The sequence below is a fragment of the Nocardioides sp. CCNWLW239 genome, assembly GCF_037137035.1.
GTDB lineage: Bacteria > Actinomycetota > Actinomycetes > Propionibacteriales > Nocardioidaceae > Nocardioides.
This window is the reverse complement of record NZ_JBBBNW010000007.1, coordinates 176,418-194,707: the sequence shown is the minus strand read 5'-3', so window position 1 is coordinate 194,707 and position 18,290 is coordinate 176,418. Positions and strand designations below refer to the sequence as shown.

Annotated in this window: 19 protein-coding genes; 9 read left to right on the top strand and 10 right to left on the bottom strand. The window is 70.8% G+C overall.

Annotated features, from left to right (window positions below):
* Window positions 1-29 precede the first annotated feature (29 nt).
* Genes WBG06_RS23225 through WBG06_RS23210 form a run of 4 tightly spaced genes read left to right on the top strand, consistent with a single transcriptional unit; the run spans window position 30 to window position 5,941 of the window.
* Complete coding sequence (locus WBG06_RS23225) at window positions 30-1,304, top strand: MFS transporter (protein ID WP_336739686.1); 1,275 nt, start codon at window positions 30-32, stop codon at window positions 1,302-1,304.
* Between the two features lie 19 nt (window positions 1,305-1,323).
* Window positions 1,324-3,990 carry a helix-turn-helix transcriptional regulator gene (locus tag WBG06_RS23220; protein WP_336739685.1) on the top strand — a complete coding sequence of 889 codons (2,667 nt, stop codon included), beginning with the start codon at window positions 1,324-1,326 and terminating at the stop codon, window positions 3,988-3,990.
* Entirely contained in the window at window positions 3,987-5,201 is a 1,215-nt protein-coding gene (locus WBG06_RS23215; protein WP_336739684.1) for a benzoate/H(+) symporter BenE family transporter, read from the top strand. The genes WBG06_RS23220 and WBG06_RS23215 overlap by 4 nt, the downstream gene beginning before the upstream one ends.
* Window positions 5,198-5,941 carry an alpha/beta hydrolase family protein gene (locus WBG06_RS23210; protein WP_336739682.1) on the top strand — a complete coding sequence of 248 codons (744 nt, stop codon included), beginning with the start codon at window positions 5,198-5,200 and terminating at the stop codon, window positions 5,939-5,941. The genes WBG06_RS23215 and WBG06_RS23210 overlap by 4 nt, the downstream gene beginning before the upstream one ends.
* Here WBG06_RS23210 and chrA read toward each other — a convergent pair.
* Window positions 5,928-7,292: a chromate efflux transporter gene (gene chrA / locus WBG06_RS23205; RefSeq protein WP_336739680.1), complete on the bottom strand. Its 1,365-nt coding sequence runs from the start codon at window positions 7,290-7,292 to the stop codon at window positions 5,928-5,930. The two genes, WBG06_RS23210 and chrA, sit on opposite strands and share 14 nt — an antisense overlap.
* A gap of 31 nt (window positions 7,293-7,323) precedes the next feature.
* Window positions 7,324-8,034, bottom strand: coding sequence for an MIP/aquaporin family protein (locus WBG06_RS23200; protein WP_336739678.1), 711 nt, complete (start codon window positions 8,032-8,034; stop codon window positions 7,324-7,326).
* A 47-nt stretch (window positions 8,035-8,081) separates the two neighbouring features.
* Here WBG06_RS23200 and WBG06_RS23195 point away from each other — a divergent pair, with 47 nt between their 5' ends.
* Window positions 8,082-8,753: an arsenate reductase/protein-tyrosine-phosphatase family protein gene (locus WBG06_RS23195; RefSeq protein ID WP_336739676.1), complete on the top strand. Its 672-nt coding sequence runs from the start codon at window positions 8,082-8,084 to the stop codon at window positions 8,751-8,753.
* 34 nt (window positions 8,754-8,787) lie between these two features.
* Window positions 8,788-9,231 (top strand): arsenate reductase ArsC, encoded by a 444-nt coding sequence (locus WBG06_RS23190; RefSeq protein WP_336739675.1) that lies wholly within the window; start codon window positions 8,788-8,790, stop codon window positions 9,229-9,231.
* Here the strand turns inward: WBG06_RS23190 and WBG06_RS23185 are convergent.
* Window positions 9,218-10,555 (bottom strand): NAD(P)-binding domain-containing protein, encoded by a 1,338-nt coding sequence (locus WBG06_RS23185; protein ID WP_336739674.1) that lies wholly within the window; start codon window positions 10,553-10,555, stop codon window positions 9,218-9,220. The two genes, WBG06_RS23190 and WBG06_RS23185, sit on opposite strands and share 14 nt — an antisense overlap.
* 89 nt (window positions 10,556-10,644) lie before the next feature.
* Here WBG06_RS23185 and WBG06_RS23180 point away from each other — a divergent pair, with 89 nt between their 5' ends.
* Complete coding sequence (locus WBG06_RS23180) at window positions 10,645-10,992, top strand: ArsR/SmtB family transcription factor (protein ID WP_336739673.1); 348 nt, start codon at window positions 10,645-10,647, stop codon at window positions 10,990-10,992.
* A 15-nt stretch (window positions 10,993-11,007) separates the two neighbouring features.
* Here WBG06_RS23180 and WBG06_RS23175 read toward each other — a convergent pair whose 3' ends face one another.
* Complete coding sequence (locus tag WBG06_RS23175) at window positions 11,008-11,763, bottom strand: SDR family NAD(P)-dependent oxidoreductase (RefSeq protein WP_336739672.1); 756 nt, start codon at window positions 11,761-11,763, stop codon at window positions 11,008-11,010.
* Between the two features lie 118 nt (window positions 11,764-11,881).
* On the bottom strand, window positions 11,882-12,340 hold the full coding sequence (locus WBG06_RS23170; protein WP_336739671.1) for a MarR family winged helix-turn-helix transcriptional regulator: 459 nt from the start codon (window positions 12,338-12,340) through the stop codon (window positions 11,882-11,884).
* Between the two features lie 56 nt (window positions 12,341-12,396).
* On the opposite strand from WBG06_RS23170, the gene WBG06_RS23165 reads away from it, so the two are divergent.
* Complete coding sequence (locus WBG06_RS23165) at window positions 12,397-12,732, top strand: hypothetical protein (RefSeq protein WP_336739670.1); 336 nt, start codon at window positions 12,397-12,399, stop codon at window positions 12,730-12,732.
* A gap of 52 nt (window positions 12,733-12,784) precedes the next feature.
* Here WBG06_RS23165 and WBG06_RS23160 read toward each other — a convergent pair whose 3' ends face one another.
* Window positions 12,785-14,368, bottom strand: a complete 1,584-nt coding sequence (locus tag WBG06_RS23160) for a 4-hydroxyphenylacetate 3-hydroxylase family protein (protein ID WP_336739669.1) — start codon at window positions 14,366-14,368, stop codon at window positions 12,785-12,787.
* A gap of 32 nt (window positions 14,369-14,400) precedes the next feature.
* Window positions 14,401-14,976 carry a flavin reductase family protein gene (locus WBG06_RS23155; RefSeq protein ID WP_336739667.1) on the bottom strand — a complete coding sequence of 192 codons (576 nt, stop codon included), beginning with the start codon at window positions 14,974-14,976 and terminating at the stop codon, window positions 14,401-14,403.
* Window positions 14,977-15,167: 191 nt separating this feature from the next.
* On the opposite strand from WBG06_RS23155, the gene WBG06_RS23150 reads away from it, so the two are divergent.
* Entirely contained in the window at window positions 15,168-16,103 is a 936-nt protein-coding gene (locus WBG06_RS23150; protein ID WP_336739666.1) for an AraC family transcriptional regulator, read from the top strand.
* 64 nt (window positions 16,104-16,167) lie between these two features.
* On the opposite strand, the gene infA is transcribed toward WBG06_RS23150, so the two are convergent.
* The 3 genes from infA to WBG06_RS23135 form a co-directional block, all read right to left on the bottom strand.
* The gene (infA, locus tag WBG06_RS23145; protein ID WP_442945499.1) at window positions 16,168-16,383 is read right to left on the bottom strand and encodes a translation initiation factor IF-1; all 216 of its coding nucleotides are present in this window, start codon (window positions 16,381-16,383) and stop codon (window positions 16,168-16,170) included.
* Complete coding sequence (locus tag WBG06_RS23140; protein ID WP_336739662.1) at window positions 16,380-17,045, bottom strand: GNAT family N-acetyltransferase; 666 nt, start codon at window positions 17,043-17,045, stop codon at window positions 16,380-16,382. The genes infA and WBG06_RS23140 overlap by 4 nt, the downstream gene beginning before the upstream one ends.
* Before the next feature lie 178 nt (window positions 17,046-17,223).
* Complete coding sequence (locus WBG06_RS23135; protein ID WP_336739661.1) at window positions 17,224-18,120, bottom strand: LysR family transcriptional regulator; 897 nt, start codon at window positions 18,118-18,120, stop codon at window positions 17,224-17,226.
* Window positions 18,121-18,290 lie beyond the last annotated feature (170 nt).

Sequence of the window (18,290 nt, the reverse complement as noted above, 5' to 3'; positions counted from 1 at the left end):
CACGCTCGCGTCATCCATGGAGATCCCTCATGTCCGAAAACACGCACGACAAGAACCGGCGTCAGCTCACCTGGGTCGTCGCGCTCTCCGCGCTGGCCCTGATGTTCGACGGCTACGACCTCGTGGTCTACGGCACGGTGCTGCCGACCCTCATGGCCGACCCTTCCCAGATCGGGCAGCTCTCCGCGGGCCAGGCAGGGACGCTGGGCAGCTATGCCCTGGTCGGCGTGCTCGTCGGCGCCCTGAGCGCCGGCGCGGTCAGCGACCGGATCGGCCGCCGCAAGGTGGTGCTCGCCAGCATCACCTGGTTCTCGCTCGGGATGGCCGCGACCGCGTTCGTGCAGTCGATCGCCGTCTTCGGCATCCTGCGCTTCCTCACCGGCCTCGGGCTGGGCGCGATCCTGGCGACCGTCGGCGCGCTGGTGGCCGAGTTCGCGCCGCCGGAGCGGAAGAACCGGCTCAACGCGATCGTCTACAGCGGCATTCCCGCCGGCGGTGTGGCCGCCTCGGTGATGGCGCTGATCATCGACCCGAGCGGCTCCAACTGGCGGATCCTGATGGCGATCGGCGCGGCGCCGCTGGTGCTGCTGCTCCCGTTCGCCGTCGCCAAGCTGCCCGAGTCGCAGCTGTGGCTCGACTCCCGCGGCCAGGTCGCGTCGACCGGGACGGTCCAGGAGGCCGTCGGCTTCAGCGCCCTGGCCCGTCGTCCGCTCGCGTTCCCGACGGCCGTGCTCGGCCTGATGAGCTTCTCCGGTCTGCTGCTGACCTACGGCCTCAACACCTGGCTGCCGAAGATCATGGAGGACAACGGCTACGGCAAGGCGTACGCACTGACGTTCCTGCTCGTGCTCAACGGCGGTGCCATCGTCGGCGGGCTCCTCGCCTCGTACGTCGCGGACCGGACCGGTGCCAAGAAGGTGGTCTCGACGACCTTCGTCCTCGCCGGCCTGATGCTGTTGCTGCTCCCGCTGGGACTGCCGCTCGCCGTCCTGTTCCCGGCGGTCGCGATCGCCGGCGTCGGCACGATCGGCACCCAGGTGCTCATCTACGGTCTGGTCGCCAACTTCTACCCGACCCGGGCTCGCGGCGCGGGCGTCGCGTGGTGCGCCGGTTTCGGTCGCCTCGGCGGGATCGTCGGGCCGATCATCGGTGGGGCCCTGGTCGCCGCCGGAGTCGGTGGCACGACCGCGTTCCAGATCTTCGCGGGCGTCGCGGTGCTCGGTGCCGTGGTCACCGCGGCCGTGCCGCGGTCCCCGGAGGACACCGTCGTGAGCGCCACGCTCGAGGACGGTGTCCCCGCATGAGGAGGCCTAGGGTGTGACCGTGCTCATAGAAAGAGCTGGGTGTGTCGGTCGTGAGGACGAGCTCGTCGAGCTCACCTCGCGGCTGGCCCTCGCTCGCACCGAAGGCTCCGCCGCGGTTCTGGTCCTCGGGGACCCGGGGCTGGGGAAGACCGCGCTGCTGCGCGGGCTGGCGGACCGGATCGCGACGCCGTCCCTGAAGGCCCGCGCGGGTGCGTGGGAGCAGGACTGCCCCGGCTCGGTGCTGCGCCAGCTGCTCGGTGAGGATCCGCCGGCCGACGCGGTCGCGGCGGCCGACACCCTGGTCGCGCGCGCCCTGGCCGAGTGTGCGGAGGACTCCGGCCTGATCCTGGTCGACGACGCCGACCTCGCCGACGCGTTCTCGCTGCAGGCGATCGCCTCCGCCCTGCGGAGGCACCAGGAATCACCCGTGCTGGTGGTGCTGGCGGCCACCCGCAGCACCCCGTTCCTCGGCGAGATCGCCGCCGACACCGTACGCATCGAGGGACTGGCCGCCGCCGCGGTCGGCGAGCTCGCCGCCCTGCGCGGGCGGGTCCTGCACCCGGCGATGGCCGAGGTCCTCGCCCGGCACACGGCGGGCAGCCCGCGCGATGCGGTCGCCCTGCTCGACGAGCTCCCGCCGAGCCGCTGGGCACGTCCCGAGACCCCCCTGCCGGCACCCGCCCACGTACGCTCCGAGGTCGAGCTCGCGCTCGCCGGGTGCGGCGCCGACGGGCGCGCCCTCGCGGAGGCCCTCGCGATCCTGGGTGAGGACGCCTCGCTCGGGCAGGCCACGACCCTGGCCGGCCTCGAGGACCCGCTCGCGGCCGTCGACGCCCTGGCCGCTGCTGGGCTCGTCGAGACCATCCACGAGCACCGCCCCCGATGGCGTACGCCGCTGGTCGGAGCCGCTGTGCTGGCGACGATGGGCACTCGTCGGGCCGCCGATGCGCACCAGCGCGCCGCTGCGATCGTCGACGACGAGGTCCTCCGGGCTCGCCACCTCGTGGCCGCGACACCGGTGCCGGATGCCGCGCTCGCCGACGAGGTCGCCCGGTTGGCGCAACGGCGTGGCGACGAGGGCGCCTGGGCGCAGGCTGCCGCCCTCTACCGCGACTCCAGCCGGCTCACCGAGGATCCGCTGCAGCGCGACGACCGACTGATCCGCTCTGTCGACGCCTTGGTCGCGGCGGGTGACGGCATGGGTGCCGCGGCGCTGGTGCCGGTGGTCGAGAGCCTGCGCGAGACACCGTTGCGCGATGCCGTGCTCGCCTATCTGGCGATCCTGCGCGGCCGGGCCACCGAGGCCGAGGTGCGGCTCAAGCGCGCCTGGGACATCGTCAACCCCGAGCGGGAGCCGGAGACGGCCGCGCTGATCGCCACCCGCCACGTCCTCCACTCGCTGGCGCTGTGCCGCGGCGAGGAGCTGGTCACGTGGGCCGACCGGGCCATCTCGCTGGCCGGCCGGGACTCGGCCGCGGGCGTCGAGGCGGCGGCGATCCGCGGGCTCGGGCTGGCGATGTCGGGCCGGTTCGAGAAGGCCCATGAGGCGTACGCCGCAGCCGCTCGCCGCGTCGGCCACAGCGCCCAGACCCAGCGGGTCACCATGGGACGAGGCTGGCTCGATGTCCTCACCGACGAGCCCGACGAGGCCCGCAGCCGTCTGGAGGGGGTCACCGACCCGCGGATCCTGGGCGGATCGACGCGGATCGCGATGTGGGCGCTGGCCTGGCTCGCACGGGTGCAGTTCCTGACCGGCGAGGGCGACGCCGCGCTGCAGACGGTCGCCGCCGGACGAGCGCTCGCCACGACGTCGGGCATCGCCCTCGTCACGCCCCTGCTGGAATGGACCGCCACCGAGACGCACCTGCTGCGGGGCAGCTGGGAGGACGCTGCCCGCACCGCTCGCGCCGCCGAGGTCGGCGCCCAGGGCTACGAGATCATGCGGGTCCCCGCGCTCCTTACCCGTGCCCGCATCGCCGAGGCGCGCAGCGACTACCGCGCCGTGCTGCGCATCCTCGAGCCGCTCACCCAGGCCCCGGCCGGCAGCGCGCTGAGCGAGCCGGCGATCTGGCCGTGGGCCGAGACGTACGCCGCCGCGCTGATCGCGGAGGGCCGGCTCGACGAGGCCGACGAGTTCCTCCGCCCGCACGAGACCCGTGCCCGCGAGGAGGAGCACCGCTCCGCCCAGGCCAGGCTGGCCACCGCGCGTGGCCGTTGGCACGGCGCGCATGGCGACCTCGCGGGGGTCCGCGACACCTTCGACCGAGCCCTCGAGCTGCTCGACGGGCTGCCGCTGCGCTACGAGCGCGCTCGGGTCACCTTCGCCTACGGACAGGCGCTGCGTCGGGCCGGCCGCCGCCGGGACGCCGAGGCGCTGCTCTCCACGGCCCGCGAGCTGTGGGACGGGCTGGGAGCCTCGATGTACGTCGACTCCGCCGAGCGTGAGCTGCGCGCCGGGGGAGTGCGGGCACCACGCGGCCGGCGCGGCCCGGTCGACCTGACCCCGCAGGAGGAGACCGTCGCCGAGATGGTCGCCTCGGGCCTCTCCAACCGCGAGGTCGCTGCGCAGCTGTTCGTCTCGCCCAAGACCGTGCAATACCACCTGACCCGCATCTACGCGAAGCTCGGCGTACGCAGCCGGACCGAGCTCGCCGCGATGGCGGCCGAGCCGACGGAGGAGCCATGAGCACCGACCTCGACGTCCGGGACGCACCGACAGGACTGAGGAGAGACCTCGGCCGTCACGAGCTGGTCAACGGCTTCATCGGGTTCCTGTTCTCGTGCACCGGCCCGGTCGCGGTCATTCTCGCCGTCGGCCAGGGCGCCGGCCTCTCCGCCGGTGTCGTCGCCTCCTGGGTGAGCGCGGTCTTCTGCCTCAACGGCGTCCTGACGATCGTCGCGTCGCGCTGGAGCCGACAGCCGCTGGTCTACTTCTGGACGATCCCCGGCACGGTGGTCGTCGGCCAGGCGATGGCCGCCGGCACGAGCTGGCCGGAGGCGGTCGGTGCGTTCTGCCTGGCCGGGGCCCTGCTGGTCGCGCTGGCCCTGACCAAGCAGGTCGACCGGATCATGCACCTGCTCCCGATGCCGATCGTGATGGCGATGGTCGCGGGTGTCTTCCTCGGCTTCGGCACCGACCTGGTCCTCGCCGTCGACCGCGACCTCGCGATCGCCGGCCCCATGGTGGTCGCCTTCGTCGCGGTCAGCGCGGTCCCGCGGCTGGCCCGCTGGCTCCCGGCGGTGCTGGTGGCGCTGGCGGTCGGCGCCGTCGCGGTGAGCCTCGCCGACCGGCCGGCCGTCGAGGTCTCCGGGAGGTGGGTGATCGATCCCGTCTGGACCACGCCCACCTTCACCGGGTCTGCCTTCGTCGAGCTGACCATCCCGCTGCTCGTCACCGTCCTGATCGTCCAGAACGGCCAGGGCATGGCGGTGCTGCGCGCCGCCGGCCACGACCCGCGGATGAACCAGGTGACCGGCTGGTGCGGGGTGACGTCGCTGGTCGCGGCCCCGTTCGGTGGCGTCTCCACCTGCCTCGCCGGACCGACCAACGCGCTGGTCACCGCCTCCGGCGAGCGCCGGCGGCACTATGCGGCGGCGGTCTGGTGCGGCGTACTCGCGATCGCGTTCGGCCTGCTCGCTCCCGGCATGGTCCGGGTCATCACCACCATGCCCGAGGCGTACGTCGCCACCCTGGGCGGCCTGGCGATGCTCAAGCCGCTCCAAGGTGCCTTCCAGACCGCATTCAGCGGACCCCACGTGACCGGCGCGCTGGTCACCTTCCTGGTGACCGTCGCCGACATCACCGTCTTCAACATCGGCTCCGCCTTCTGGGGGCTGGTGGTCGGACTCGCGGTCAGCGCGCTGCTCGACAAGGACCACACCAAGGAGAAGTCATGACCCGGACAGCACACCTGACCGACACCACCTTTCCCGACGCGACGATGCGCTACGGCGCCACCGCCCGGCAGGTAGCCGACGTCTTCGAGCCGGCCGAGCCGACCGACTCGCTCGTCCTGCTGCTCCACGGCGGGATGTGGCGCGACTCCGACCGGATGCGCACCTGGGCGGCCGGCCGGGCGCTCGCGGAGGCGGGCCACCTGACCGCGACGGTGGAGTACCGGCACGGTCCCGGCCAGTGGCGGCAGGCCTTCGAGGACGTCGAGACGGCGATCGAGTCGATCCAGCTCAGCGGCCGGGAGTGGACGGTCCACAACGACGCGCCCCGCCGGCTCACGCTGGTCGGGCATTCCTCCGGCGGCCAGCTCGCCCTCTGGGCGGCCTCGCGCCCGAACACCCTGGTCACCGGGGTCGTCGCGCTGGCCCCTGCCGCCGCGCTGGCGGCGATGAGCGAGGAGGGCCTCGGAGACGGTGCGGTGGATGAGTTCCTCGGCGGCACGCCGGCCGAGACCCCCGAGGCCTACGCCGCTGCCGACCCGGTCGGGCTCGCCCCTCGGGTCTCTGTGCGGATCCTGCACGGCGCCGCCGACACCGTCATCCCGCTCGCGATCACCGAGCGCTACGCGGCCGCCCACCCCGGCGTACGTCTCGAGGTGGTCGACGACGCCGACCACGCTGCCTGGGGCGACCCGGCCTCCTCGGCCTGGCCGCATCTGCTCACCGCGGTCAGCGAGGGATGAGGATCGAGGCGAGGCCGAGCAGCGCGCAGGCGCCGAGGGTCCGCAGCGTGGACCACCGGCGCCAGAACACCAGCGCGATCGCGACCGCCGTGATCGCGAACGCGACCGGGTCCCAGGAGGACAGGACGGGGAGGTCGAGGTCGAGCGGTCCCCACGTCAGGGTCCGAGAGCGGTCGAAGAGGGTGTGCAGCGTGAAGAACAGCGCGAGGTTGGCGATCACGCCGACCACCGCCGCGGTGATCCCGGTGAGCGCCGCGGTGAGATGGTGGTTGTTCCGGAGCCGCTCGACGTAGGGCGCGCCGAGGAAGATGAACAGGAAGCACGGCACGAAGGTCACCCAGGTCACCAGCAGGGAGGCGATGACGGCGGCGACCCACGGGTCGAGCGAGCCCGGGTTGCGATAGGCGCCCACGAAGGCGACGAACTGCACCACCATGATCAGCGGTCCTGGCGTCGTCTCGGCGAGCGCGAGACCACGGACCATCTCACCGGCCTTCAGCCAGCCGAAGACGTTGACAGCCTGGTGCGCGACGTAGGCGAGGACCGCGTACGCGCCTCCGAAGGTGACCACGGCGGCCCCCGAGAAGAACAGGCCCTGGTCGACGAAGACGCTGTCGCGGCTGAACACGACCGCCGCCAGCGCCACCGGAGCGAACCACAGCACCAGCCCGAGGACGAGGATCTTCAGGCCGCGAACCTTCGAGGGGGCGTCGTGATGGAGGGCGTCGTCGCTGATCAGCGGAGCCGGGCCGTCGTCGGTGCTGCCGTGGCCCTTGCTCTGGACGAAGCCGGGCACTCGGGCGCCGATCAGCCAGCCGAGCAGGCCGGCGACGATGATCACGACGGGGAACGGGGCCTTGAAGACGGTGAGCGCGAGGAACGAGGCGACCGCCATCACCACCAGGAGCGGATGGTGCAGAGCCCGGGTGCCGACGCGCTGCACGGCCTGGACCACGATCGCGATGACCGCAGGAGCGAGCCCGGCGAACAGCCCGGCCACGACTGCGGTGGATCCGGCGCCGACATACAGCGCCGAGAGAGCGAGGAGGGCGACGACGCCCGGGAGCACGAACAGGATGCCGGCGATCAGCCCGCCGAGGGTGCCGTTGAGCAGCCAGCCGACATAGATGGCCAGCTGCTGGGCCTCGGGGCCGGGCAGCAGCATGCAGTAGTTGAGGGCGTGCAGGAAGCGCTGCTGCCCGATCCAGCGCTTCTCGTCCACGAGCTTGTGCTGCATGACGGCGATCTGACCCGCCGGGCCCCCGAAGGTCTGCAACGAGATCGAGAACCAGGCGCGCGTCGCCTCCCGTAGCGGGATGACGTCGCCGGTGCGGATCTTCTCGGGCGTCATGGGTGTCCGTTCCGGTCGGTGCAGAGCTCCGTCAGAGACCAGTGTCGACGTCGTCGGCGCGGTCGCTCGCGTCGGGGTAGAGAGCAAGGATCAGGAGTACGCCGACAACAAGGCCGACGAGTTGCGCCAGGATGAACGGAGCGACCGACCCCGGCGCGATGCCGGCGAAGGTGTCGGAGAAGATCCGGCCGATCGTGACCGCCGGGTTGGCGAACGAGGTGGAGCTGGTGAACCAGTAGGCCGCCCCGATGTAGCCGCCGACCGCGGGCGCCGCGAGGGCGCCGCGGCCGCTGCGTACGAGCGCGAAGATCAACGCCACCAGACCGGCGGTGGCGACGATCTCGGCCACGAAGTGCCCGCCGGTGGAACGGTCCTTGGTCGAGATCGCCTGGTCGATGTCGAACATGACGTTGGCCAGCAGCGCGCCGCCGATTCCGCCTACGACCTGGGTGATCGCGTAGGCGCCGACCTCGGCGAGCGAGAGTCCCGTGCCTGCTCGGCGCCCGAGGAACCAGTCGGCCATCGAGACCACCGGGTTGAAGTGGGCTCCCGAGACGGGGCCGAGCATCAGGATCAGTGCCGCCAGCCCGAAGACCGTCGCCATCGAGTTCTCGAGCAGTTGCAGACCGACATCGCCGGGCGAGAGCTGCTCGGCAGCGATGCCGGAACCGACGACCACGGCGACGAGCAGCGCCGTGCCCACCAGTTCGGCCAGCAGACGGCGGGGGAGAGTCGAGGTCATGCGCCGCATTCTTGACGTCCGACGATTACTCAGTCAACATTGAGTCAATGGAGGTTGAAAGATATTCGACGCTGGAACGCCGCGCCAAGATCTACGCGGCGCTCGGTGACGCAGTACGGCTTCGGATCGTCGACAACCTCCAGATCAGTGATGCCTCCCCCACCGAGCTCGCCGGGATGCTGAATGTCCCGTCGAACTTGTTTGCCCACCACGTCCAGGCGTTGGTGAGCGCGGGTGTCGTGTCCCGCCATCAGTCCGAGGGTGATGGGAGACGGACCTACCTGCACCTCGAGCAGGACACGCTCGAGAGCCTGGGCACCGCGTCCCCCGTGGCGGTGCCCAGGCGTGTCCTGTTCGTGTGCACCGGCAACTCGGCTCGGTCGCACCTGGCCGCGGCGCTGTGGCGCCAGGTCAGCGCGATCCCGGCCGCCTCGGCCGGCACGCATCCCGCAGACCGCATCAACCCCGGGGCCGTCGAGGCCGCCGCCCGCCATGACCTGGATCTACCGGTCGTCGAGCCGAGCCATGTCGACGACGTCCTCGACCCGAACGATCTGGTCGTCACCGTCTGCGACCGTGCTCACGAGACCCCGAAGGTCCCTGGCGAGCTGCACTGGTCGATTCCTGACCCCGTCGGCAAAGGCCCCGAGGCCTTCGATGCTGCGTATGTCGAACTCGAGCACCGCGTCCGGGCGCTCGCCTCGCGCTTCGACTCCTGACCCCTCACAACGTACCGCGCAAGGAGAGACCCTGATGGACGCAACCCCCACCGACGGCACCCCGGCCGTGCTGTTCCTCTGCATCGAGAACGCCGGCCGTTCCCAGATGGCGCTCGGCTTCTTCCAGCACTACGCCAGCGACCGGGCGATCGGCTGGTCCGGAGGCTCCGCACCCGCCGCGTCGATCAACCCGGTCGCCGTCGAGGCCATGGCCGAGCTCGGGATCGACATCTCCGGGGAGTTCCCCAAGCCCTGGACCGACGAGGTCGTCCGTAGTGCCGACGTGGTCATCACCATGGGCTGCGGCGACTCCTGCCCGTTCTACCCCGGCAAGCGCTACGAGGACTGGAAGGTCACCGACCCGAAGGGCGGTGGCATCGAGTACGTACGCGGCATCCGCGACGAGATCGAGCAGCGAGTGCTCGGTCTGCTCGGCGAGCTGGGCGTCACCGCTGAGCCATCGATCACGAGAGCGTGATCGGCGCCCGGCTGATCGTGAACAGCTCCTCGCTGGGGGCGGACGGGCCGCAGCAGCCACCGCCTGACGTGGTGCTGTCCGGGTCGTCGAACACCCCGGCGCCGCCGCAGACCCCGGTGTCCGGGAGCTCCAGCTCGACCCGGGCGGCCGCGTCGTGGTCGCCGGCGAGCTCGGCCACCACGCTGCGTACCTGCTCGTAGCCGGTCATCGCCAGGAACGTCGGCGCGCGGCCGTAGGACTTCATGCCGACCAGATAGAGGTCGGGCTCGGGCTGGGCGAGGTCCTTCGCACCGGTCGCGCTGACCGATCCGCAGGAGTGCAGGTTGGGGTCGATCTGGACCGCGATGTTGCGCGGCGCCTCCAGCGTCGGGTCGAGGTCGAGGCGCATCTCGCTCAGGAACCCGAGGTCGGGACGGTAGCCGGTCAGGACCACGATCTGGTCGGCCTCGATCATGCGGCCGTCCTCGGCGGTGATCGTGGCGCCGTCGGCACGCCCGACGATCTGTTCCGTGCGGAACCCGGTGACCAGCTCGACGGTGCCGTCCTGGACCGCCTTCTTGGCGCGTACGCCGAGGGCACCCCGCTCCGGCAGCTCGTCGGCCTCGCCGCCGCCGAAGGTGTTGGTCGAGACCGCGCGGCGGATCGCCCAGGTGATCCTCGTGCCCGGGTGCTCCTTGGCGATGGCGGTGAGCTCGTTGACGGCGTTGAACGCCGAGTCGCCGGCACCGATCACGACCGTGTGCTTGGCGGCGTAGGTTGCGGCGTCGGCCCGGTCGGGCACCGCGTAGGCGACTCTGCCGGCCGCGTGGGCGGCGCGCTCGCCGAGCGCCGGGAGCCCGTCGGCACCGGCCGGGCTGGGCCGGCGCCAGGTGCCGGAGGCGTCGATGACCGCCTGCGCCTCGATGTGCTCTTCGCTGCCGTCGGCGCTGGTCACATGCAGGACGAACGGCTGCTCCGCGCGACCTGCGTCGACCAGCCGGTCGCGGCCCTTGCGGGAGACGCCGGTGACCGTGGTGCCGTAGCGGACGTGGTCGCCGAGGGAGTCGGCGAGCGGGGACAGGTATCGCTCGCGCCACTGAGCTCCGGTCGGGTATCCCTTGGCCGGCGCCTCCCAGCCGGTCGGCTCCAGAAGTCGGGCGGCGGCCTTGTCGACGAGCTCGGGCCAGGCAGAGAAGAGACGCACGTGGCCCCACTCGGCCACGGCCGCGGCGGGTTCGGACCCTTGCTCGAGCACGAGCGGGGTGAGGCCACGCTCGAGGAGATGGGCGGCGGCCGCGAGGCCCTGGGGTCCGGCGCCGATGACGGCAACAGGCAGGTCGGTCATGATGCTCCTCGGATTCAAGAACGTCGATATGACCGCGACACTAGGGGACGTATCGACGTTCGTCAATATCTTTCGGTAGACTGCTGGTCATGACCGCTCCTCCCGTCCTTCAGTCCCATGCTGTCGTGTGCTGCTCGCCAGTGACGGCGGGCGTCCTCGACGACGCCCAGGCCGAGGCGCTGGCGCGGATGTTCAAGGCGCTCGGCGACCCCAACCGGGTCAAGCTGCTCTCGATCATCGCGGCCTCCGAGGGACAGGAAGCGTGCGTCTGCGACCTCACCGAGCCGGTCGGACTGTCTCAGCCGACCGTCTCTCACCACATGAAGCTGCTGGTCGAGGCCGGCCTGGTCGCCCGCGAGCAGCGCGGACGGTGGGCCTACTTCTCCATCGTCCCCGGCGTCCTCGACTCGCTCGCGGGCACCTTGGTCTCCCGCTGACGGGCGCTGCGCGGGTCAGACGGTGGTGTAGCCGCCGTCGATCAGCCAGTACGCACCGGTGACGAACGAGGCGTCCTCGGAGAGCAGGAACCGGACGACCGTGGCGATCTCCTCGGGGCGGCCGAGCCGGCCCAGCGGGTGCTTGGCGGCCAGGGCTTCGCGGGCGCTGTCGTCGGCGGCGGCCTGGACGAGCGGGGTGTCGATGTAGCCGGGGCCGACGGCGTTGATACGCAGTCCGGCCGGGCCGTACTCGGCGGCGGCGTTCTTCGTGAGACCGACGACCGCGTGCTTCGTCGCGGTGTAGGCGGCGTTGCCGAGGGCAGCCACCTCGCCGTGGATCGAGGCCATGTTGACGATGGCGGACTCGCCGGCGCCGGCCTTGATCAGCTCCGGGATCTGGTAGCGCAGGCCGTACGCGACCCCGGAGAGGTTGATGCCGACGACGCGGTCCCAGTTGCTGGTGTCCAGCTCGCCCACCGGCGCCGCGGCCCCGCCGATCCCGGCGTTGTTGACGGCGTAGTTGAGCTTCCCGTACGTCTCGACGGCGAAGGCGACCGAGCGCTCCGCGTCCTCGGCCTTCGCGGTGTCGGCTCGCAGTGCGCTCGCCTCGCCGCCGACGGCCTTGATCTCCTCGGCGACCCTGGTCGCGGCGTCGAGGTTGATGTCGGTGATGACGACCTTCGTGCCCAGTCCGGCGAGCTCCTTCGCGATCGCCTCCCCGAGCCCGCTACCGCCACCGGTCACCAGGGCGACCTTGTTGTCGAACGTCATGTCTTCCTCCTCGCATCTGTCCGGGCCTGGGTCCGGGCGTTATTTGATCCAACATTCAAATAACGCTGGTGCGGGGCGGTGTCTTCCGATTACATAGGTGACCTATGCCTCTTTGTGGTCATCTGGTCGCCGCGGCGATGACGTCCAGCAGCCGGCGGTGGAGCTCCGTGAGCTCCTCGACGCTCATGTCGAGACGCTCGACGATCGCGGGTGGGATCTTCTCGGCGTCGTCGCGAAGGGCGCGTCCGCGATCGGTCAGCACCACGGCGAGGGAACGCTCGTCGTGCTTGTTGCGCTCGCGCCGGATGTAGTCCTGGGCCTCGAGGCGTTTCAGGAGGGGGGAGAGGGTGCCCGGGTCGAGCTGGACCTTGCGGCCGAGCTCGGAGACGCGGAGCGACTCCTCCTCCCAGAGCGCGAGCATGACCAGGTATTGCGGGTGGGTCAGACCCAAGGGCTCGAGCAGGGGGCGGTAGAGAGCGATGACGCTGCGCGCGGCGACGGCGAGGCCGAAGCAGACCTGCTGATCGAGCGCCAGCGGGTTCTCGATCTCCGAGAGCGGGTCCTTCTTCGTCGGCATGTTGATTAGTGTACCAACAGTTTGTGTGCAAACAGTTCATCTGCGAGGATGGGACCGTGAACGACCAACCGCGACGACCACGCCACCTGATGGACCCGGACAACCCGATCCGGCCCGTCAACGACAAGTCGCTCACCCAGGTGAAGCAGTGGGTCGCGTCCGTGCTCGTCGTGTTCACCGTCGCCCACCTCGTGGTGGGGCTGGTCATCGGGGCCGTGGCGATCGACCCGGTCTACCAGAGCTCACGGATCGGGCTGTGCGTCATCGCCGCGGGCTTCGGGTTGCTCGGCCTGGCCGGCGGCTTCCTCATCCACCGCCGCAGCCCGTTCACGCCGTGGCTGGTCCTCGGAGTCGTCCCCTCCGCGGTGGGGCTCTGGCTCATCCTTCGCTGACGGGGCGGCGCCCGGTCGGACGCCGCCCCGTCAGCCAGCTGGGATCAGCGGGTCAGAACAGGTCCGGAACGGTCCAGCCGTCGAGGTCGTACTCGGCCAGGAACTCGTCCGCGAACCCCTTCATCGCCTCCGCGTCACCGCGGTTCTGAGCGGCGAAGAGGAGCTCGGCCTTCACGTTCTCGTGGTTGCCGGAGTAGTTGCGCTCGTAGAGCTCGTGGCGGCCGCCGAACTCGGAGCCGATCGAGTCCCACAGCGCCTTCATCACCTTCACCCGGTCGACCGCGGTGATGCCGTTGGAGCCACGGACGTACTTGTCCAGGTACGGCCGCACCTCGGGGCTCTTGAAGTCGGCCGCGCCCGACGGCAGGTAGATCAGCCCGGAGGCGACGTCCTGCTCGATGATCTCCTTGACCCGTGGATAGCCGTGGATCATGAACATCCGGTACGTCAGGCCGTACTCCAGCTTCGGGATCACCGCGTCGCCGACCCACGGCTCGGGGTCACGGGCCATCGACTCGGTCAGCGACCAGAACAGGTTGCGCCAGCCGATGACCTCGCCGACCCGGGTCTGCACCCCGCGGAAGCCGCCCGAGCCGGTGGCGTCGAGCGCCTTCATCAGCAGGCCGGCGATGAAGTCGAGCTTGACGGCCAGACGCGTGCAGCCCTGGAAGGTGAACCGGGGCAGGAACCCCGACTGCGGGAAGAAGGCGTTGATCCGGTCGACGTCGCCGTACATGAAGACGTTCTCCCAGGGCACCAGCACCTTGTCGAAGATGAAGATGGTGTCGTTCTCGTCCATCCGGCTCGAGAGCGGGTAGTCGAACGGCTCGCCGTTCTTCGCGGCCTGCTCGGTGTAGGAGGAGCGGCAGATCAGCTTGATCCCGGGTGCGTCCATCGGCACGGTGCAGATCAGCGCGAACTGCTTCTTGCGGATCGGCAGGCCGTAGTGGGCGATGAAGTTGTAGTTGGTGATCGCTGAGCCCGTCGCGACGACCTTCGCGCCGGAGACGATCAGGCCGGCGTCGGTCTCCTTCTCTACCTTCATGTAGACGTCGCCGACCTCGTCCGGCGGCAGCTGGCGGTCGACCGGCGGGTTGATGATCGCGTGGTTCCAGTAGAGGACCTTCTCCTGGGACTCGCGGTACCAGCGCTCGGCGTTGTCCTGGAACGGTGCGTACAGCTCCTTGTTGGCGTGCAGGGTGCCGAGGAAGCTGGCCTTGTAGTCGGGGGAGCGACCCATCCAGCCGTACGTCATCTTCGCCCAGCGCGCGATCGCGTCGCGCTCCTTGAGGAGGTCGGCCGAGGAGGTCGGGGTCTTGAAGAACGGCATCGTGACGCCGCCGTTGCCGGTGTCGGTCGGCACGGTGAGCTCGTCGACGTGGGGGCCGCTGTGCAGGGCGTCGTAGAGGCGCGCGGTCATCCGGACGGGGTTGCGGAAGGCCGGGTGGGTCGTGACGTCCTCGACCCGCTCGCCGTGCAGGTAGATCTCGCGCCCGTCGCGCAGGCTCTCGATGTACTCGTCGCCGGTCATCGGCCGCGAGGCGAAGTTGGTCTGCTTGTTGGCGGGCGAGCCGGCGGCCGGGTTGACGGTCGGTGGGCCGTCGAGCTGGGTCTCCGGGGCGAGGGTGTCGGTCATGGTTCTCTCCTTGGTCTGGCTGTTCGTTGGCGTCAGTAGTGGGTGGATCGCGGGATCGCGGGAGTCGCGACGGCGGTGAACGACGCGGTCGCGTCGAACCAGCCGGTGTGCGGGTCGTCCTGGCAGCCGAGCCAGACGACCTCCGAGGACGGGTTGCCGATGTGGTGGAAGGCGCTGTCGTGGAAGAGCAGCGGCTTGCGGTCGGTGGTGATCACCTCGACGACCTCGCCGAGGAACAGCAGGTGGTCCCCGCCGTCGTCGGTACGCCACGGCCGGCACACCAGCGTCGCGGCCGTTCCGCCGAGCCGCGGCGCGGCCGCGCCCTCGCGCCAGGGGAGCGGGTCGCCGCACGGGCGTCCGGCGAAGTGCATGGCGACATCGCTCTGGTCGGCCGCGAGCACGTTGACCGCGAACGCGGACCCGTCGAGGTAGGCGGCCGCCTTCGACGTACGCGTCAGGGCGACCTGCACCAGCGGCGGGTCGAGCGAGATCGGCGTGAAGGCGGTGACCGTGGCGCCGTGGTGGGCGCCGTCGGGGGTCCGGCAGGTGATGACGGTGACACCGGTCGCGAAGCGGCCGAAGGTCGACCGCAGGGTGCGTGGATCCATGGAGCTCCTCCTTCGTTCGGGCCACGAGATGTGTGGCGGCGGTCACGTCGGAGGACGACGCTAGGTCCGGATCAGCAGAGCGGCGATCCGCTGGGCGAAGGGCCTGTCCGGATTGCGCACCTGGTTTCCGGACGCTCTCGGCGACGGGCCGGTGCGCTGTTACTGTGAAGGACGTCACTAGGGGGTGACAGATGGGCGTGACCAGCACTCTCACCGGGTCGTCCGGTGACATGGAGACCTTTTCCGACGAGGTCTCGCGGGCCTACTTCCCGCATGCGCTGACCATGCGCGGGCGGCCGGCTCGGCCCGCCGAGCTGCGCGCGGTCGACCTCGGCCCGGTGCGGCTGACCCGGATCGGGTGGGGAGCCGAGGTGGCGGTCGAGTCGGACCATCCGGGTGCCTGGGCGGTCAACGTCCCACGCAGCGGGGTGCTCGAGGCCGACGTCGGCGGCGCCCACGTACTCTCGCTCGACGGTCAGGCGACCGTGTGCCCACCCGACCGCCCGACGAAGATGACCCGCTGGTCGGCCGACTGCTCGATCGTCGGGATGCGGGTCGAGCGCGACTACCTGGTCGAGGAGGTCGCCGCCCTGGTCGGCCTGCACACCGACCGGTTGCCCGCGCAGCTCGACCTGCGCGCCGACGGTGCCCGTGCCTGGATCGGCCTGCTCGGCTCGCTCGGCACCGAGGCGATGCGCAACCCAGCCCTGGTGGGCGACGAACGGGTCCGGGTCCGGCTGGCCGGGACGCTGACCGCCGCTTTCGTCGCCGCCTGCTTCCCCGAGGAGCCCGCCGTCGGCTCCGTCCAGCCCCGCATCGTCTCCCGGGTCGTGGAGGCCATGGAGGCCGACCCGGCCCGGGAGTGGACCGTCTCGGACCTGGCCCGCGAGGCCGATGTCGGCATCCGTCGCCTCCAGCAGGGCTTCCAGCGCTACCTCGGCCGCACCCCGACCCAGCGGCTGCAGGAGATCCGGCTCGAACGCGTCCACGCCGACCTCATCGCCAGCCGCGGCGACACCGTCGCCGAGATCGCCTACCGCTGGGGCTTCACCCACCTCGGCCGCTTCGCCGCCGCCTACCGCCAGGCCTACGGCGTGACCCCGTCCCAGACCCTGCGCTGCCGCTAGCGTTCCGCTCGCCGAGTCGGCTCGTCATGACGAGCCGACTCGGCGTGATCTCACGAGCTGCAGCTCATCGTCGGTAGCGGTAGGTGATCCGGCCTCGGTCGAGGTCGTAGGGCGTGAGCTCGACCTGAACTCGGTCGCCCAGCTCGATCCGGATGTAGTGCTTCCGGAGCTTCCCGCCCAGGTGCGCGAGGATCTCGTGGCCGTTCTCCAGCTCGACCCGGAAGGTCGCGGAGCGTAGACACTCCGTCACGGAGCCTTCGATCCTGATCCCGCCACTCATCGGCACACCAGCTCGATGAGCCCGCCCGTGCGCACGGCCTCGAATCGTGAAGCCAGGCCGAGCGCCGGCCTGTTGCCCTCGTCGACCTCGGCGATCGCCGCGTCGACGCCGCGCCGATGCAGCACGTCGAGCGCGTAAGCGATCAGTGCCGTGCCGACGCCGCGACGCCGCTCAGACCGGAGCACGGCCACCAGACCGATTCGCGGCTGACGGTCGCGACCGGTCACCCGGACAAGACCCACATCCGTTCCATCCCGCCTCGCCACCGCATAATGAGAGGCATCGAGGGATGTGAGCGGGTCGACGAGCTCTGTAGGCATGCGGTGCCAGCCGAGCTCGGTGTCCACCTCGTCGCGAATGCGGCCGTACAACGTCGCGAGCCGCTCCGGATCGGTCGTGCCGAACGGTTCGACGGTCACACCCGATGGTGGCGGAGCTGGCTGCGGGGTGAGGACGAAGACCGCCTCACGACGATGTTCCGCGAAGCCCGCAGACTCCCAGAGCGAGAGCCCATCGGTGTCGGCTTCGTCGACCAGGGTGAAGGCAGGACGCGGCAGCCTGGACACGGCTTCGCGTGCGGTGGTGACGAACACATCGGACGTCCATGCGTCGATGCTCAGGTAGGTGCGACCGTCGGGTCGTCGGGTGACGTCGGCCGGCACCGACGCAGAGGTTTGTTCCATAGGAATGCCTTTCGGGAGTGCTGGGCACTCACGACGGCTCCTAGGTCAGCCGATCTCCCGTGGCTCGGAGGGGAGCACCCACGCGTTGACTGCGTACACGGGTCTCACCTCCTTGGATCATCTGCCACCTTCGGTGGGGGAGACTACCCCATGGCGGTCAGTCGGCGCTGAGGCCGGCCAGGATGGTGAGCGCGCGGGCGAGCAGGGGACTCTCGTCGCCGGCGCGGGTGGCGGCGACGAGCTCGACGCCAGGGGTGCCGGTGAGGGGGACGTACACGACGCCCGGGACGGCGAGTGCGGCGGTCGGCTCGGGCACGATGGCGACCCCGAGGCCGGCGGCGACGAAGGTGACCAGGGTGGAGGTCTCGGCGACCTCGTGGGCGATGTGGGTGGTGATCCCGGCCTCGTCGAAGAGGTCCTGGATCATCGCGTTCATGGCCGAGCGACCGCCACCGGCGTGGATGACGAGGCCCTCGCCGTCGAGGTCGGCGATGCGTACCCGGCGACGTCCAGCGAACCGATGCTCCTTCGCCATCGCCACGAGCAGGTTCTCCTGGCGGAGGTGAGTGACCGTGAGGTCAGGGCCGGGGAAGGGGTCCGTGGGCAGGGGACGGAGCAGGCCGAGGTCGAGGCTGCCGTCAACGAGCGCCGCGGCCTGGTCCGGCGACAGCATCTCGCCGCGGAACCCGACCTCCACCTCGGGCAGCTCCGCGCGCAGGGTGCGTGCCAGCGCCGGAAGCAGCGAGTACGTCGCCGATCCGACGCATCCGATCAGCAGCCGCCCGCGCCGCCCCGAGGCGATGCTGGCCGCCTCGTGCGCGGCGGCGTCGACGGCACCGAGGATCTCCCGGGCCCGGTCCAGGTAGGCGGCCCCGGCCGGGGTCAGGTCGACCCGTCGTGTCGTACGGGTGAGCAGGGTCAGCCCGAGCTCGGCCTCGAGCTGGCGGATCTGCTGCGACAACGGTGGCTGTGCCATGTGGAGCCGCTGCGCCGCCCGGCCGAAGTGGCGTTCCTCGGCGACCGCGACGAAGTAGCGAAGATGGCGCAGCTCCATGCACTCATACTCGCAGAGTCTCAGTCACCCGGCACTGATCAACCTGCCGAGGCGTCACCCCCGTCGGCCGAGGCGTCACGTACGTGGGGCGCGTTTGCCACCGGTTTCCAACACGGGCCAACAAAACGACGTCTCGGCCGACCAGACAGTCGCCGCGGCGGGGGGGGTGA